The sequence below is a fragment of the Leptospira yanagawae serovar Saopaulo str. Sao Paulo = ATCC 700523 genome (genome assembly GCF_000332475.2).
In the GTDB taxonomy this organism is placed as follows: domain Bacteria; phylum Spirochaetota; class Leptospiria; order Leptospirales; family Leptospiraceae; genus Leptospira_A; species Leptospira_A yanagawae.
In genome coordinates, this window is sequence record NZ_AOGX02000013.1 from 102,802 (window position 1) to 119,419 (window position 16,618).

At 38.1% G+C, this 16,618-nt stretch carries 13 protein-coding genes; 4 read left to right on the forward strand and 9 right to left on the reverse strand.

All coding sequences use genetic code 11. From position 1 onward, the window contains the following. The first annotated feature begins 2 nt into the window (after window positions 1-2). Both LEP1GSC202_RS02945 and LEP1GSC202_RS02950 read left to right on the forward strand, forming a co-directional pair. Entirely contained in the window at window positions 3-1,040 is a 1,038-nt protein-coding gene (locus LEP1GSC202_RS02945; RefSeq protein WP_015676282.1) for an alpha/beta hydrolase family protein, read from the forward strand. Between the two features lie 52 nt (window positions 1,041-1,092). After that, window positions 1,093-2,574, forward strand: a complete 1,482-nt coding sequence (locus tag LEP1GSC202_RS02950) for a DUF342 domain-containing protein (protein ID WP_015676266.1) — start codon at window positions 1,093-1,095, stop codon at window positions 2,572-2,574. 170 nt (window positions 2,575-2,744) lie between these two features. Here LEP1GSC202_RS02950 and msrA read toward each other — a convergent pair whose 3' ends face one another. Together msrA and mtnA are read right to left on the reverse strand one after the other, a co-directional pair. Then, window positions 2,745-3,257: a peptide-methionine (S)-S-oxide reductase MsrA gene (msrA, locus tag LEP1GSC202_RS02955; protein WP_015676144.1), complete on the reverse strand. Its 513-nt coding sequence runs from the start codon at window positions 3,255-3,257 to the stop codon at window positions 2,745-2,747. Beyond that, window positions 3,254-4,327: an S-methyl-5-thioribose-1-phosphate isomerase gene (gene mtnA / locus LEP1GSC202_RS02960; RefSeq protein WP_015676162.1), complete on the reverse strand. Its 1,074-nt coding sequence runs from the start codon at window positions 4,325-4,327 to the stop codon at window positions 3,254-3,256. The genes msrA and mtnA overlap by 4 nt, the downstream gene beginning before the upstream one ends. A gap of 123 nt (window positions 4,328-4,450) precedes the next feature. Between mtnA and LEP1GSC202_RS02965 the strand changes: the two genes are divergently transcribed. Next, a complete protein-coding gene (locus LEP1GSC202_RS02965) occupies window positions 4,451-4,717 on the forward strand; it encodes a sigma-54 down-regulated protein (protein WP_015676141.1) in 267 nt (88 codons plus the stop codon). Window positions 4,718-4,730: 13 nt separating this feature from the next. Here LEP1GSC202_RS02965 and LEP1GSC202_RS02970 read toward each other — a convergent pair whose 3' ends face one another. The 4 genes from LEP1GSC202_RS02970 to LEP1GSC202_RS02985 are packed head-to-tail and all read right to left on the reverse strand — an operon-like array spanning window position 4,731 to window position 8,953. Then, window positions 4,731-5,462, reverse strand: coding sequence for a hypothetical protein (locus LEP1GSC202_RS02970; protein ID WP_015676127.1), 732 nt, complete (start codon window positions 5,460-5,462; stop codon window positions 4,731-4,733). Further along, on the reverse strand, window positions 5,459-7,276 hold the full coding sequence (locus LEP1GSC202_RS02975) for a CHAT domain-containing protein (RefSeq protein ID WP_015676298.1): 1,818 nt from the start codon (window positions 7,274-7,276) through the stop codon (window positions 5,459-5,461). Before LEP1GSC202_RS02975 ends, LEP1GSC202_RS02970 begins: the two co-directional genes overlap by 4 nt. 12 nt (window positions 7,277-7,288) lie before the next feature. Then, window positions 7,289-7,999, reverse strand: coding sequence for a hypothetical protein (locus tag LEP1GSC202_RS02980; RefSeq protein WP_015676166.1), 711 nt, complete (start codon window positions 7,997-7,999; stop codon window positions 7,289-7,291). Between the two features lie 36 nt (window positions 8,000-8,035). After that, on the reverse strand, window positions 8,036-8,953 hold the full coding sequence (locus LEP1GSC202_RS02985; RefSeq protein WP_015676299.1) for a sigma-70 family RNA polymerase sigma factor: 918 nt from the start codon (window positions 8,951-8,953) through the stop codon (window positions 8,036-8,038). A gap of 45 nt (window positions 8,954-8,998) precedes the next feature. Between LEP1GSC202_RS02985 and LEP1GSC202_RS02990 the strand changes: the two genes are divergently transcribed. Continuing rightward, window positions 8,999-9,913 (forward strand): M23 family metallopeptidase, encoded by a 915-nt coding sequence (locus tag LEP1GSC202_RS02990; RefSeq protein ID WP_015676309.1) that lies wholly within the window; start codon window positions 8,999-9,001, stop codon window positions 9,911-9,913. An 89-nt stretch (window positions 9,914-10,002) separates the two neighbouring features. Here LEP1GSC202_RS02990 and LEP1GSC202_RS02995 read toward each other — a convergent pair whose 3' ends face one another. From LEP1GSC202_RS02995 to dnaE, 3 genes are all read right to left on the reverse strand, one after another. After that, a complete protein-coding gene (locus LEP1GSC202_RS02995) occupies window positions 10,003-11,898 on the reverse strand; it encodes an AMP-dependent synthetase/ligase (RefSeq protein WP_015676179.1) in 1,896 nt (631 codons plus the stop codon). Between the two features lie 82 nt (window positions 11,899-11,980). After that, on the reverse strand, window positions 11,981-13,084 hold the full coding sequence (locus tag LEP1GSC202_RS03000) for an AraC family transcriptional regulator (RefSeq protein WP_039928034.1): 1,104 nt from the start codon (window positions 13,082-13,084) through the stop codon (window positions 11,981-11,983). A 5-nt stretch (window positions 13,085-13,089) separates the two neighbouring features. Then, entirely contained in the window at window positions 13,090-16,587 is a 3,498-nt protein-coding gene (gene dnaE, locus LEP1GSC202_RS03005) for a DNA polymerase III subunit alpha (RefSeq protein ID WP_039928074.1), read from the reverse strand. Window positions 16,588-16,618: the final 31 nt, after the last annotated feature.

The window sequence follows — 16,618 nt, forward strand, 5'->3', positions numbered from 1 at the left end:
GAATGAAACCCTACGTTTTGGCACTCCCTCTAATTTTGAGTTATGCCGGGCTAAAACAAAAAAAATCTCTCGAACGAAAAGAAATTACTCTTAAAGATACTGGTCGCCGTTCCTTTCTATTTTACCCCCAAGGAAAAGATCCAAAAACTTTACCCGGAGTGTACCTCCAACATGGGATGAGTGCGATGGGAATTGATGACCAAAGGATCATTGATTTAGCAGAAAACATTGCGAATATAGGTTATAGTGTCATTTTGCCAGAACTTCCAGAGGTAAAGGCATTAAAAATTGAAGTCCAAACTATCTCGAATATCCAAAATTTGATGTTAGAGATTTACGAAAACAAACAGTTGTTTAATGGAGATGACTTAGGTTATTTATCTGCCAGTTTTTCTGCAGGTATGGGTATCATCGCTGCGTCCCGATCCAATACGCGTAACAAAATTAAAACCAGTATGCTCATTGGTGGATATTGCAATTTTTTTGAAGCAGTACCATTTGTTTTCTCTCATTACGAAGTAGATCCGTACGCAGTGTACGTCATTTTATACAATATGTTGCATCGGTTTGAACCAACCATTGCCGGTGAGTTAGAATCTGTTTATTTTGAGGCAGCCCTTGACAATGGGTTGAAACGATTTGGAGGAAATGCCAAATCTTCAATGTTGTTAGAAAAAACCAGTCACCGTGCCAAAGAATTTTTTGAGGCAGTCCACAACGACCGTAACTTTCGGATCAGCTTGGCAAAACGAGTCCTAGATACCGTGCCCGAAAAAATGCCAGAAACCCTTTCCCCATACTACCAACTCGAGAGTTTACGTGGCCCCGTTGCCCTACTCCACGGGGAATCGGATCCCGTCATCTCCAAAGAAGAATCAGAAAAACTGGCTCGCCTCTTCCGGGAAAAAGGGATTTTACACGTCCACAGAACCTCTACCGCCCTCACTCACGGGGATAGCCTGCCCCTCCATTCCCAAATTTTTGGGGTGCCAGCCCTCCTGCAAACTTTTGGCAGTTTTCTGCACTGGTTGGAACGATAACACTACAGAAATTGTCGTTTCTCCTAAGAATTCTGCCGATACTATTGTCAGAATGGACGTAAAAAATGCACCGGACTTCAATCCGGAACGGGGACTCAAGATCCAAATCTCCGAGGATCGACTGACTGCAAATTTGGTGGTAAAACCAATTTGGTTGTTAGGTGGATCCATGAGCAATATACTTATTTTTGAGGCACTTGATAACGCTACCATTCATAGAGATCGCATTTTGATGAAAGATGTGGACCAAGCAGCCGCAGAAATTGCAAAAATTCTAAAAGACCCTGAGAAAGTGAAAGAAGAATTTACCTTTGTTGTTGGGAAAGGAATTCCCGCCAAACAAGGAGAAAGTGGTTGGATCAAATTTTATTTTCCAAGAGCCCAGCGAGTTGTTCTAAAAGAAGACGGTTCGGCAGATTTTCGTAATATCAATAAATATGTGCATGTCAAAGAAGGTGAAAAATTAGCTACCTTATTTGAAGGAGTTGCTGGGGAACAAGGTGTCGATGTATTAGGAAATCCAATTTACCCTAATCCCATTGATAGACCAAGGTTAACACTAGGTAAAAACGTTTTACCAAAAACAATTGAAGATCCTGAAAAACCAGGAAGGCAATTAAAAGAATACTTTGCCACACTCAGCGGAGTTGTTTTTTCTACAGATACCTCTCTCACCGTTTCACCTGAACTCAATATAGAAAGTAACATTGGACTTGGAACAGGCAATATCAATTTTGAAGGTACCATCCGAGTGAAAGGAACCATCGAAGAAGGTGCTGTTGTCAATTGCCAAGGATCCTTGTATCTGGATGGGAATGTTGAATCATCTGATGTAATCGTTGGTGAAGATTTAGAAGTAAAGGGTGGCGTGAAGGCAAAAGGCAAAGGTGTGATCCGAATCAAAGGAGACCTTCGTGCTAAGTTCATTGAAAACGCAAACCTTGAAATTGATGGTGATTGTCTCATCGAAAACTTTATTTTGGGAAGTAAAATTCTTTGTTTAGGAAATATCATCCTAACAGGAGAAACATCATCCATCATCGGAAGTGATCTCATTTCCTACCAAGGCATTACTGTTTCTTCCCTTGGATCATCCGCACAAATGGATACAGTTGTAGAAGTGGGATTCCATTATAAAAATGACAGACTTCTCACAGAAGGAAGTTCCAGACTTACTGATATGGAAAGAGAACTGGAAGCATTAGTACCAGAAATCCAAAAGATCAAAGAAGTTGTGCAACGTTCTCGTGGAAAACTTGATGAAGCGCGAAAAGAAAAGTTCAAAGAAATTTTTGATGCGTATCAGAAAAAAAATAAAACTGTCGAATTACTCAAATCAAAAATTGAAGAACTAAAAGGTGCACGTTATAACCAAGATAATGTAAAAGTTGTGGTTCGTAACACGGCACATCCTGGCGCTGTGATCAAATACAGAAGGCAAGTGGAAAAAATCACCAAGGCCCAATCAGCGTTTGTGATGAACTTTTTTCCAAACCAAGAAAAGGCGATGCTCACTGCTTTCAAAGGCAAATAGAAACTCGACTAACAATTTCTAGAGATTGAAAAATGATAACGCATTTTTTATGCGGCTCTATCTTTGCTTCTATCCCGGTCAATCGTTGCCAACTTTATCTTTGGCACTGCGACAAATCAGGAATTGATCTACGTCAATAGATCAATTTTGTAGAAAGAATTGGTTTTATATTAACCTAACTTCAGTCCCAATTTTTTTAATTTGGGAAAAATCACGTAGTGGCAATAAGGGTTTTGAGGATTTAGGGTAAAATAATTTTGGTGGTAGTCTTCTGCCTTATAAAATGTTGGGGCAGGAGAAATTTCCGTTACGATGGGATCTGGGAACATAAAAGCATGTTTACGTTTGGATTCCACCGCTAATTCTTTTTGTTTTTCATTCAGATAAAATATGACAGAACGATACTGAGTTCCCACATCATTCCCTTGTCGGTTAAGGGTTGTCGGATCATGCGAAGCCCAAAATATTTCTAAAATTTTAGAGTATGAAAAGACCTCGGGATTAAATTCAATTTCAATCACTTCCGCATGACCAGTAGTACCAGTGCAAATGTCCTTATAACTAGGGTTTGGTGTTTGCCCACCGGCATATCCGGAGGTAACGGAAATCACACCAGGGATGCGAAGGTAAACCGCCTCCGTACACCAAAAACACCCACCACCTAAAATCGCTTTTTCCGTCATACATTCTTTAGACGAGTGGAAATCTCTGTGGGTACAAAACAGCCTAATTCTGTAATAAAGTTTTTGATAAATTTTGCTTTTGTGATGTCAAAAGAAGGATTGAGAGCCCTTGCTCCAAAAGGAGCTGTTTTCCCTTCAGGCAATAAATAGTTTCCATCACTTGTTTTCAAAAAATCGAATTGGGTCACTTCCGATTCTTTTCTCATTTCGATGGGGATTTCATCCCCTGTTTTCAGATTTAAATCAAAACTGTCTTTCGTAGCACATACATAGAAGGGAACATTGTGTTCAAAAGCAACAATTGCGAGATTATAAGTCCCAATTTTATTGGCAGTATCCCCATTTGCAGCCACACGGTCACATCCCACGAGCACAGCATCAATTTTTCTTTGGTTCATTAGCCAACCAGACATTCCATCTGTGATGATATAACACTCAATTCCCTCTTCCATCATCTCAAAAGCAGTGAGCCTAGACCCTTGCAAAAAGGGTCTTGTTTCATCCGCATAGACAATCACTTTTTTCCCTTGGTCCCGAAGGCTACGGATCACACCAAGTGCTGTGCCATGACCTGCAGTTGCCAAAGCTCCTGTATTACAATGGGTAATGATATGAATTTCATTTTGATCTTTTGGGAATAGATTTGCCCCATTCTCACCTAACTTTCGATTGGCATTTAAATCCTCGACCATCATTTCCAAAGCATAAGATTCCCATATCTTTTGGATCGATTCCCAATCTGTTTTCCCTTCGGATCGTTTTTTTGCTTCTCTTAATGCAAAACTAAGATTCACTGCAGTTGGTCTAGACTCAAACATTTGTTTGATGAGTGATTCTACCTCTCCTGCAACAACATTCCCTTTTTTCTTTTTTGCTCCAAGTGTTAACCCAAAAATTCCCGTAATGGCAATAGCAGGCGCTCCCCTAACAGCCATTTCGCGAATTGCGACTATGGTTTCGTCCATGGTTTGGATTTCTAAAAATTCTTTTTTTCCTGGAAGGGCTCTTTGGTCAAGAAGGGAGAGATAAGTGGATTTCCACTGAATGGGTAAAAATTCCGGTTGGGGCATCTTTCCATTTTTTTTGTGCGATGCAGAAAAAAAATGAAAAAACAGGTTGACGGATCCGTGTGCAGCGCACAAAAAGGAGTTGTGCATTGCACAAACCAGAAACCGAAAATAGGGGAAATGAAAATGGAACAACAAGTAAAAGACGGATTAAACTTTATCTTAGGCGCAGTGAACACTGCAAAAGTAGAAGCAGAAAAAGCTTTCTCTACAATCAACACAGAATTCCAAAACTTGGCAGCGAAAGGTGCTCAAGACCAAAGCGAAGTTTCTGTTAACCTCAGAAAATATGTTCAAGAAGGTCTTTCTCAAGTAGAAACCATCATTGGAAAAGCAAACACTGTTGTAGCGGAAGCAAAAGCAAAAGTAGCAACTGTTACTTCTAAAGCATAATCCAATTCACTTATCAAAACCCGGATACTTCACCTCTATTCGGGTTTTTCTTTTCCCACTCAAACTTCCAATCCCACCACTCCGATCCAAGTTCTGAATTGAAATAAGATTCAACATCTTCTAAACTTAAAAATGCATCATAATTGATTTCAAATGAAGTGAAATTTTTAACACTCGAAGTAAGCAAACGTATCCGAAATAATGCAACTAATTCCAAACGATAGTGATGGAACATATCTTCTGTATTCATCTGTTGGTGAGAAAAAAACTTTTCTACAGCATTTGTAAAGATATGGTCTGCAGATAAAAAAGAATATTCGATTGAATCCTTTGCAATTTCTACAAATAAGTTTTCCCACAGATCCGCAAGTGCTCCTTCCTTAGTTTTACAATCATAAGCTTGGCAAATGGAAGTCCCATAAAAAGAAAAATTTTGGCTTTTGGGATCACCAGTAAAGATAGGATGGATCATACAACCTATCCTTTGTTTGGTGTCATCTACATAACCCAAAAATGGACAATTATAAGTCATCTCATCTTTTTTAGGAATATGGGCTTCTTTTGTTTCTCTTTCTTTTCTAAAGATAGGAAAACTATGCCTAACTTCAAAATCAACAGTTTCTTTAAATTCAGTGGTTCGTTCTAAAAGTAAGGTTTTAAATTCTTTGGTGGTTAGTTTTAAGTTAAAAAGACCACAACAGGCACCACAAGAAACATTCCCTCTTTCTGGATGGCATAAACTCAACTCTGTTTAGCTCCAAGAACAAAAGGTATTAGTCCATTGAATACGAGTTCCAAATCACCAGTTTCCTTTTTTTCTTTGAAGTAAGTTTGAAAAGGGATAACCATCTTTCTACTTTCATGTAATAATACCAAGTTACCTTTTTGGTGAGACAATTGTTCTAATAGTTTTTCCCTTGAACCATGAGAGGTTGGATAAAGATAAGAAGGTTTGATCCCTTTAAAATAAAAATGTGGATTGTTGTTTTCTGATACAAGTAAAATGCTAATTCGCTCTAGTTCGGCAAATTCAAGTAACATATTTTCTAAAAAGAACTGGAGGATGATTTGGTAAGATTCTAACTCTTCCGTTTTAATATCCCCTTGTTCCCAACCTTCCATCCAACCTAAAATTTTAAATATGGTTTCCTTTTGTTCATGTAAAACAGGAAGTGCAGTTTCAAAAATGCTCGTGATTTTTAATTTTTGAAAATCCCATACGCAACTATAAACGAGTTCCCACCATTTCCTCAGTGTAACCGCATCATCTAAGTTATTTGGGATAGATTTGTTCATTGCATGGGAGGTGTGATCGCTAAAGACAATCATACCTACCACTTGGCTAATCGCTTCAAACAATCGAATCAAATTGATAAGATTGGTTTTATCGATCGTTTTGGTTTTATTTAAGTTTGCACATCTGGAATAGGCAAGTGAAATAGGAGTAGGATAAAATTCCAAAACGGCAGTGGGATTAAGGATTTTTGCAGAATGGAAATTCCTTCTTTCCTTAGCAAACATCGAAAAGTCGGGATTACCATACAACGAATAATTAGCCCATGTCAAATCATTGGCATGGTAATTCCTTCTTGCAAATTCTTTTGAAAGGAATAAAGACTCACCGACTGATTTATCAGAAAATAAATATGTATAAAATCGAACTGTAAAGTCAATGGTTCGTTCATTGTCTAAAATTTCCCAATTGGTACCCACAAAGGTTTTGATTCCAGCAGTTAAAAAAGCACCCGCATATTGGTTCAAAATATTTGTATTGAGTTTCTTGCCTGCCGACTTCGCCGACATACAAGAGTTTGAGAATACTAAATCAGTATCTATCCCTGTGGATTTGATTTCTCTTGCTTTTAATACTTTTCCATCGGACAGTAACCATCCATTTTCAAGAGAATCATCTGAAAAATGAAGGTGCCCCGAATAATGTATGATATGTTTATCTTTGATAAGCGAGAGTAACTTAAGTTTGGTGACTTGTTTGCCACCAATAAATTCTAGTTCTAAAAGATGGTTTGGTACCTTTTGACTCAAGACAGAAAATAAAACTTCCCCTTCTTTTTGTGCATGGGGCAGATCTTCTGTAGGATCGGCAATGATGAGCATTTTGATTTTTCTATTTTCTTGGTGAGTGGATCTATGCAGCCCACCTCGGATGGTTTTCCCAATTCGAAATTTATCCGATAAAAAACGATTTCCGTCATGTAAAAGTTCCCAAGGTACAAGAGCAAGAGTGGGATCAATATTAAAATGGATACTTTGTTTGTTTGTATTTTTAAGTTTTTCAATGATGGAGGTTGGGAAAAACTGTTGGTAAAACGTTTCCCCTAAAACCTTCAGATCTTGTAAGATATCGACATTCAGAATTTGATTGGGTTTGGATAAAACGGATTGGGAGACGTGCACCAACCTTTCCACTTCCCCCAAATATTCCAATATCAAATCATCGTCTAACGTAGACTGTATGTGAGATTCTTCGACAGGGAGGTTATCTTCCAAAACATTGAAGATATTAACATTGCCTACACGATCGATGATAAGGGAGAGCATTCTCCCATGAAGCTATCCAAGGAGAATGGACAAGTCAAACGATTTTGAAAGATTAGGACCTACAAACTCTATGGTATAACTACCAGGGATTAAACCTGAAAAACTAACACTGCCATCCAAATTGATTTTATTGGAAAGGATGAATCGTCCGTCCCGACGCAGATTCACTTGTTGGAATCCAGCCTCACCTTCTGCTTTTACAGAAAGATACACTTCCCCTTCATTTTCTTTCACAATCTGGTAGTAAAACTTTTGGTTTTCTTTTGTGGTCTCTTCAAAAATCACAGAGTTTGTGTCGTTGGTACGCAGATCGGTAGAAGCCGAACGCATCGCTGGTGCAAAATCCAAACTTTCCCGGATCTGCAATGAAGAAATGAGGCTATCAATCACGCGGATTCCAGATTGGGAAAGGCGGATGATGAGATTGTCCTTTTTTTCTGGTGCCGTTAGGTTCTTCTTTGTGTATTCTTTTAGGAATTCAGGAAGTGCCAATGGCGAACGGTGAACCGTGTTCTCTGCTTTTTGTAGGGCGAAGGTTTCTGCCAATGGGTGGTCAACCATGGTCTCCGTGCGGAGAGCCGCAAAAAAGGATTCCTCACAGAAAGCATAGGCATCCCATAGATTTGGGTGGTCTTGCAACTGAGCTTCACTTGGAAATTCACCCTTTAGGAAGTATTCCCGAGCTAATTCCAATGATTCTGCGTTAAAGTCCTGATGTTCCATGTGGCGCCTCCACGATGTATTGTATGACGAAGGAAATTACGACTCTCCCGCAACCGAATGCATTTTTTTTTGCATTTTTTCCAGTACCCGGAGCAAGGTCACACTCACGCCACCTTCGGAAATCCCTAAGATTCTCGCAATTTCCCGGTATGGTGTCCTCACGAGGAAATGGCCTTTTTGTTTTTTCTCGATGAGTTTTTTACGTTGTTCGTACTTCTTCGCAAGGGCATGGTCCAATCGTTCTTTATAATATTGCGCTTCTACACTCTCTCCTTGTGCTTTTTGTTTCTTCTGTTCCTTCAAATCGAGAATATTCAAATACAATGAAGTGATTTTGTCTTCCATTTTGAGATTTTCTTCCTCACGGTCGGACAAATCCTCTCGGAGTTTCAGAATTTCGACTTGGATCTCGTCCAGAGGACGTTTTGTTTTTTCGGCAATGTAGTGAAGTTCCTCCGGATCAAGGTGGAGGTAGTAAATAAAGGATAATTTGAACACAATTCGATTTTCCATTTTGATGGAAGATAGAACCGATTGGAATTGGTCAGAGGCATCAAGAGCCATTGCCAGAGCATCCGCCCGTTTATCCGGCTCATCTTCGATGGTGCTGTATTCTTTCCCTTCTTGGTTGACTTTGGAAACGGTTTGGGTTTTCACTTCTCGTTTGGTGCGTTGCCAATCGATGAGAAGGTTTCGCAATACGGAAAAAAACCATGTTTTAAAACTGGATTTCCCTACAAAACTTTTGAACCGTTTGCCTGACTTCAAACGTTCAAAAGCATAAATATAATAATCACTAGCATCATCTTCCGTTAGATGGAAAACACGAATTGGGAAATTGTATATATCTTGGGAAAAAAAATCAAAAAACTTTTGCAGGGCGTTTTCATTGCCTGTCCCACATTCTTTGACAAGTTCTAAAATTTCTTCTGGTGTATAAGAAGTCTGATTCATAAACTACTTTCCTAAAAATGAACCCGCAGAGAGACTTCTAATAACATGAAACGTATTGTTGTGATTTTCGCTCTTCTGGCAAGTTTTATTTTCGCTGATGGACAGAAGTCCGAAGGGAAACCGGAATTTGTTTGGCCTATCCAAGGATTGGAACTTTCTTCCCTCATTACAAGTACATTCGGTGAATCGAGAAAAGATCATTTTCACAATGGATTGGACATTTCCTCTGTCCTCCAACCTGTTCGTTCTATGGGAGATGGTTTTATTCTGTACTCACGTTATGCGGAGGACAATCCCTTTGAAGAAGAAAGAGGGTCTGGAAATATTGTCTGGGTGGCGCATAAAAACGGTTATGTGAGCGGTTATTACCACTTAGGTGGCACAAGGAACGAACTTGTAAAAAACCAAACACAAGTAAAAGCAGGCGATTCTCTCGGAATTTCTGGGAATACAGGGCACTCCACAGGTGGTCACTTACACTTTGTATTAGGAAAGGATTACGGAAAAACTTTATTAGATCCACTCTCCTATCTACCACCTGTAGAAGATACGATGCCTCCTCAAATTGCCAATTTATTCATTCATGTGGGAGAAAATTACACCAATCTCAATGATGGAGATAATATCAATGTATCCAAAGCCTTTCCTTTGACTGTAAGTATCATCGATGGTGGAATCAAAAATAGCCAACGTCGAGGCATTAAAAATGTGAAGTACCTTTTTAATGGTGAAGTGTATAAAAAAGCAAATTTTGAGTCTTTACAATTTGATGGTTCCAAATGGAAAACAAAGGATGGACTGAGTTTTGAAGATCTCTTTTTTAAAGATCGTTATTTGGTAGGAGTTCTGAATTTAAAGGCCGGCGAAAATACCATAAAGGTGCAAACAAAGGACTTTTCAGGCCACGAGTCAGAAAGAAATTTTAGTATCAACATTACAAGGATTAGTGGAGGAAACTAATCACTCTACAGATCCTTGTATATTCCCATCAATGGATTTACATGAGATCGATTGAAATCAAATCCGATTCATACATTTCGAGTTGAATTTTAAGTTTTTTCGTAAATAGTATGGATTTGGTTTTCATATTTTTCTGTGATCACATGACGTTTGAGTGATAACTTTGCCGTTAGTTCATCTCCTACCTCAAATGGTTTTGGTATCACAATCACTCCTACAACTCGTTCAAACGATTTAAATCCAGTTTGTGCATTGATTTTGGATTTGATTTCTGATTCCATTTTTTGCAAAATTTCTTTGTCTTTCCAAAATTCACCTTTGGGTTCTTTATCAAACTGATTCCAATTCGGATACACAAGTGCAGTTAGGAATTTTTGGTCTTGCCCTACTACCATACATTGGTCAATCCAATCTGATTCTAATATTTTTGATTCAATTGGAACAGGTTCAACGTTTTCTCCACCTAATAGAACTATGGTTTCTTTGGAACGACCCACTATTCGCAAATTATGATTAGATGTATATAGACCCAAATCTCCTGTGTTCAACCATCCATCCAACAATACCTTGTTTGTTGCCTCTGGATTTTTGTAATAACCAGCCATTACCTGTTCGCCTTTTACATGGATTTCTCCTTTCCTTCCATAAACAAACTTACCTAATTCTGTATCTAAAAACACTTCACCTGTTTGGATATCAACGAGACGTAAATTTGTTTTTGGAAAGATTTTTCCCACAGAACCAGGAATGATTTCTTCGAAGGTTCGCATCGCTAGCACTGGTGCTGTTTCTGTCATGCCATACCCTTCTAAAACGGGAATGCCAATCATATTAAAAAATTCATCCACATGAAACGGTAGAGCACCTCCACCGGAACAAGAACCACGAAGTTCTCCTCCTGTTGCCTTTCTAATTTTGGACAATACCAAAAAATCAAAAAAGAAAAATGGTAAGGCTACTAAAAAAAATCGAACGAGATGGTAGGAAAATCGAATCCATTGTTTCCAAAAAATCACCGGATGGATATCAAGTACATTCCCCGTTATGATTTGTCTGGAATGAAAAAATAATTTAGCAAAGTACATTGAGATTTGAAACATCTTTTGTTTCAGTTGTGATGATTTATTTACAGTACCAAGTATTCCTGAGTAAATGCTTTCCCATAACCTTGGAGCTGAAGCCATAAAATTTGGTTTCACAAATTTTAAATCATCTTTCAAAGTTCGGACACTGCTATAGTATGTACAAGCTCCGTAGGACAAACTAAAGATTTCAAAGATCCGCTCAAAGATATGCCAAATGGGTAATATAGAAAGTGTTTTGTCCCCTTTTTGCAATTTCAATGGCAAATGGTTTAACTGGAACAGGATGTTGCCGTGAGTTAACATGACTCCTTTAGGTGTTCCTGTAGTTCCTGATGTATAAATCATCGTAAACAAGTCAGATTCTTTGATGGTATTGTTTAAAAACAATTCATCAGAAGGATTTTCTTTTCTTTTCTGACTTCCAATATCAACTAACTCTTGCAAAGTACTAATCTTAATTTTTTTAGATCTAAGATTCTTATTTTGTTTAGGAGGATAAAACAAAATAATTTCTTTAACAAACTCTAAATCATTTTCCAAACGAATCACTTTTTCCAAAACAGTTTCGTTTTCTACAAAAAGGATTTTGGATTCAGAATGATTGAGTATGTATAATATGTCTTGGTCAGTGACATCCGATGCCCTTGGCACATCAATGGCTCCAAGAAGTGTTATCGCAATGCTTGTTTGGATCCATTCATACGAGTTATCGGCAAAAATTGCAACCTTATCTCTTTCATACAATCTTTCCGTTAAACCAGTAGCCAAGTCTTTTGCATCAGCTAACAATTCATTGTAAGTTTTGAATTGGTAATTTCCAGACCCCAAACGCGTTGCAAATGCATTTTTTTGCCCAAATCGTTTGGGTAAGTCTAAATAAAAATCAATCATGGTTCGCATTTATATTCCTCTTTAGGATCAAAGAGTAACCGTAACTAATTACTTTGTCGTCCTCTAGAATTCTTTGAGACTTCTAAATCTTTTATTTTGGATGTTTTGATTGTTTTCTAAAATCAGTGGGTGTGACTCCCACCTTTTCTAAAAACACTCGATTGAAAGTTGACTTCGAATTAAAACCCACGGCATCTGCGATGGAGAGGATGGTTCGTTCTTTTGGTTCCAATAAATAACGTTTTGCTTCTTCGATTCTGTATTGGTTGATATATTGGTAAAATCCAAACCCATACCGTTTGTAAAAGTATTCAGACAATTGCCCTGATTTCACTCCCACTAAATCCGCGAGTTTGGAAAGGTTTAAATCCTCATCACAAAATACTTTTTCCAACATCAATTCATATAATTTTTGGTCGATGGTTTCGAGTGGGACAGACACAAGTTTTGATTTTTCATATTTGCTTTTTTGTATATTATCTCTGACATCAGAAACAAATGGTTCCCATAACTCGCGTGTGAAATAATAAAAATACATAAGAATTGGTAAAAGATAAGCACTCAATTTCCGAAAAAATGGAATCTGAAAACCAAATCCGATACTTCCCACAAGCAAATCGAACCATATTAAAAGGATAAAGATCAGAGAGTATATCGCACGTTTGGTGAAAAATACTGACAAAACCACGTTGGGAATCCATTCGCGAATGAGAAAAATTCCAACCGACAATAGGATGGAAAGTTTGATTCCAAAATTCAGACCACTTAAAATAGACCCATATTCAGAAACAGTTAATGTGTTTAAGATTTGAATCCTTCCTTCATTCGATTCCATATAATATGGAACTAAAAAAACAATGGAAAAAATGGGAGGCAGATATCCTATCCAATGGAACTTTATTTCTTTTTCTAAAAATAAATGTTCCAAATAATGATACAAAAACGAAGCAGATAAAAACACAAAAGGAATGTGAACAAATACAATCACTGGAAGATACAAATAAAAACCAGTGAACATAAAGGCTCCAGTTAACAACCATAAGCCTGTTGAAAAAAGAATGAAAGACCAAAAAAGGTCAGATATTTTACGGTTTTTGACTAAATTTGATAATGACCAAATGATACAAAAGATGGCACCAGAGCCCATCCATAAGAACTCGAGCAGAAACGTTAGAGAGATTGATTCTGTTTCCACAGAACTTACCCGTACACTCTCACTTCTTCCCCTACTGTATACCTCACAGCACCTTTCCCTAAAATATCAGTTAACATCTTCATAAGATCGGTTGTGATCTCAATTGAAAAATGGTCGTGAGCACGAATGACTTTTTTTTCGTCTCCGTTTCCAACAAGATGGAAGAATACAGAAGAAGCACCTCTGTGGACAGATAAAATATCTTGAAGTTTCAAAATCACATCTCGATTTTTTTCTTCTTTCATATTAATTGTCAAATGAAGGGTTTTCTCCATTTTCTTTTCAATGGTAACGGAATTTAACTCTTCAAGTTTATTAACAATGATCTGACCCTTTAACTCTGATTCGTCGGCGTCAATCCGTTCCAATATACCTTTGATAAAAACCGTGTTGTCTTCTGTGAAAAGGTGTTTGAATTCAGCATAGGTTTTCGGGAAGGCAACACATTCAATCTCACCTGTTTGGTCTTCTAACATGAAGTTCACAAACTCTTCCTTTTTTTTGGTAAGTTTGACTACCTTTTTGGAAAGAACACCAGCAATTTCTACTTTAGATTTTGGTCTAACTTCTTCTAGGTTTTCAATAGAAGTTGGGTTTAGTGATTTTAATTGTTCTGTGAATTTATCAAGAGGGTGGCCAGATAAATATAACCCGGTGGTTTCTTTTTCACGACGAAGTAATTCATCTCCACTCCATTCAATTCCATCTTTTGGTAAATTTAAGTTTTCTTCTGTGCCTCCATTGGCACCACCAAACAAAGAAAATTGGCCTTCTTTTTCCTCTGCTTGTTTTTTATTTGCATAATTGATAATGATATCAGTGGATTCAAAAATCGTTTTTCTGGAATAACCAAAGGAGTCGAAGGCTCCTCCTTGAGCAAGTGACTCTAATACTTTTTTATTGGCCAAACGAGTGTCTAATTTTTTTGTAAAATCACTTAGTTGTTTGTAACCACCAAGTTCATTTCGATTTCTAATTATATTTTCGGCGGCAAGTTCTCCCACACCTTTTATGGAAGACAATCCAAACCGAACTGTTTTATCGTCGGTGATTTCGAAAGATATTCCCGATTCTCTTAAGTCTGGACCAAGGATTCGAATCCCCATATCTTTTGCATTGTTGATGTATTTCACAACATCAGTGATTTTGGAATGATCACCTGAAAGTAATGCCGTTAGATATTCGATTGAATAATTTGCTTTTAAGTAAGCAGTTTGGTAAGTCACAAAGGCATAAGCAACTGAGTGGGATTTGTTAAATCCATATTCACCAAATTTTTCTAATTGTTCAAAAAGTTCCGTTGCTAACTTTTCACTAATTTTCTTTTCAACAGCACCTTTAACAAACTTTTCTTTTAAGGCAGGGAGTTTGGATTTGTCTTTTTTGGCCATCGCCTTACGAAGAACATCCGAATCTCCTACCGAGAACCCACCCATGATCCTTGAGATTCCCATCACTTGTTCTTGGTAAACAATTACGCCATACGTTTCACCCAAAACTTCAGCTAAACTTTCATGTGGGAATACTACTTTTTTCTTTCCGTTTTTACGTTCTAAATAGTCATCCAACATCCCAGATCCCATTGGACCAGGTCGGTATAACGCAAGCAAGGCGGCAATTTCTTCAAATTTTTGAACCTGAGCTTTGGCAAATAGATCGCGTATCCCTGAAGACGAATCCAACTGGAATATACCGAGAACATTTGCTTTCCGTAACAAACTGAAAGTTGCCGGGTCATCTAATGGAATTTTATCCAAATCAAGTAAAATACCATGTCGTTTTTCAATAAGTTTAGTAGCGTGATGGATCGTTGTTAAGTTTTTTAAACCTAAAATATCCATTTTAATGAGTCCCACTTGTTCCGACATATTTTTGTCGTACTGAGTGACAATGGAGCGACCATCTCTTCCGGGCTCACTAACAGTTGATAGCGGGACAATTTCTTCCAAAGCAGTGGGCGCAATGACAACACCTGCCGCATGTCTTCCCACCTGACGATAGTTACCTTCTAATTTCTGCGCAATGGAAAATACTTTTCTATTAATCTCAGATTTTTCTGCTATATCACGAAGGTCTTTTGAAGTCTCAACTGCTTCTTGGATGGTGATTCCCAATTTTTTGGGGAATAATTTACTCATCTCATTGACTTCTGAAAAAGGTACATTAAAAACACGTGCCACATCTTTGATGGCAGCCTTGGCAGCAAGTGAACCAAATGTAATGATCTGACCCACACGGTTTTCACCATATCGATGTTTGATGTAATTGATCACCTCTTCTCGGCGTTCTACACAAAAATCCGTATCAATATCAGGCATATCCTTTCTGTCGGGATTTAAGAATCGTTCGAAGAGTAAATTGTAACGAATTGGATCTACGTTTGTGATACCAAGCGCATATGCAATGATGGAACCCGCTGCGGATCCTCGACCAGGTCCCACTGGGATTCCCGTTCGTCTTGCGAAATTAATATAATCTTGAACGATGAGAAAGTAACCTGCGAAGTGCATATTCCGAATGGTTTGCATTTCAAATTCGGTTCTTTCTTTTACAATTGGTGTGATCTCTTTGTATTTATCTACTATCCCTTCCCAAACCAGTTTTTCTAAATAACTGTCTGTATCATAACCTGGTGGTACTTCAAAAGGAGGTAATAATGGATTTCCAAATTGAAAATTAAGTGAACATTTATCACGAATGGCGAGTGTGTTGTAAAATGCATCAAGATGATTGGGAAAAAGTTCTTTCATCTCCGAAGGAGATTTTACATAGAAGTTTTGGTTAAACCCAAATCGCATTTCATCATCTATGTTCTTTCGCATTCCGATGCGTAAGAGAATGTCTTGAGCTTCTCTATCATCTTTTGTTAAAAAGTGAGAATCGTTGGTAAGGACTAGTGGGATACCAGTTCGTTTCGAAAATCCAATAACGGCGTCTGCAACTACCTTTTGTTCAGGAATTCCATGGTCTTGGATTTCCATATAAAAATCTTCTTTTCGAAAAATCTCATGCAAACGACCAGCTAACGCATACGCCTTATCTTCTTTTCCTTCCAGGATTTTTCTGTTGACTTCACCGGCAAGGCATGCTGTCAAACAAACGAGTCCATCGCTATGCCTTTCTAATAAATCATAATCAATTCGCGGTTTACGATAAAATCCTTCCGTAAAGGAACGACTTGCCAATTTGATGATGTTTTGGTATCCAACTTCATTTTTGCATAAAAGAATGATATGGTAAGCACCACCATCAGCAATTTCGTCTAACTCCGTTTCTGCACTGCGGGAAGGGGTAACATAAAATTCGCAACCAATGATAGGTTTTACTTCGTGTTTGACTGCCTCTTTGTAAAACTCGATGGCTCCATACATGTTCCCGTGGTCAGTGATGGCGACAGAACTCATACCAAGTTCCTTCACTCGTTTCATCAAATCACTGATTCGAATGGCTCCATCCAACATGGAATAGGTCGTGTGCAGATGCAGGTGGGCAAAATCTTCCATGGCTTGGTGACATAGTAAAGCCAATGCCCCC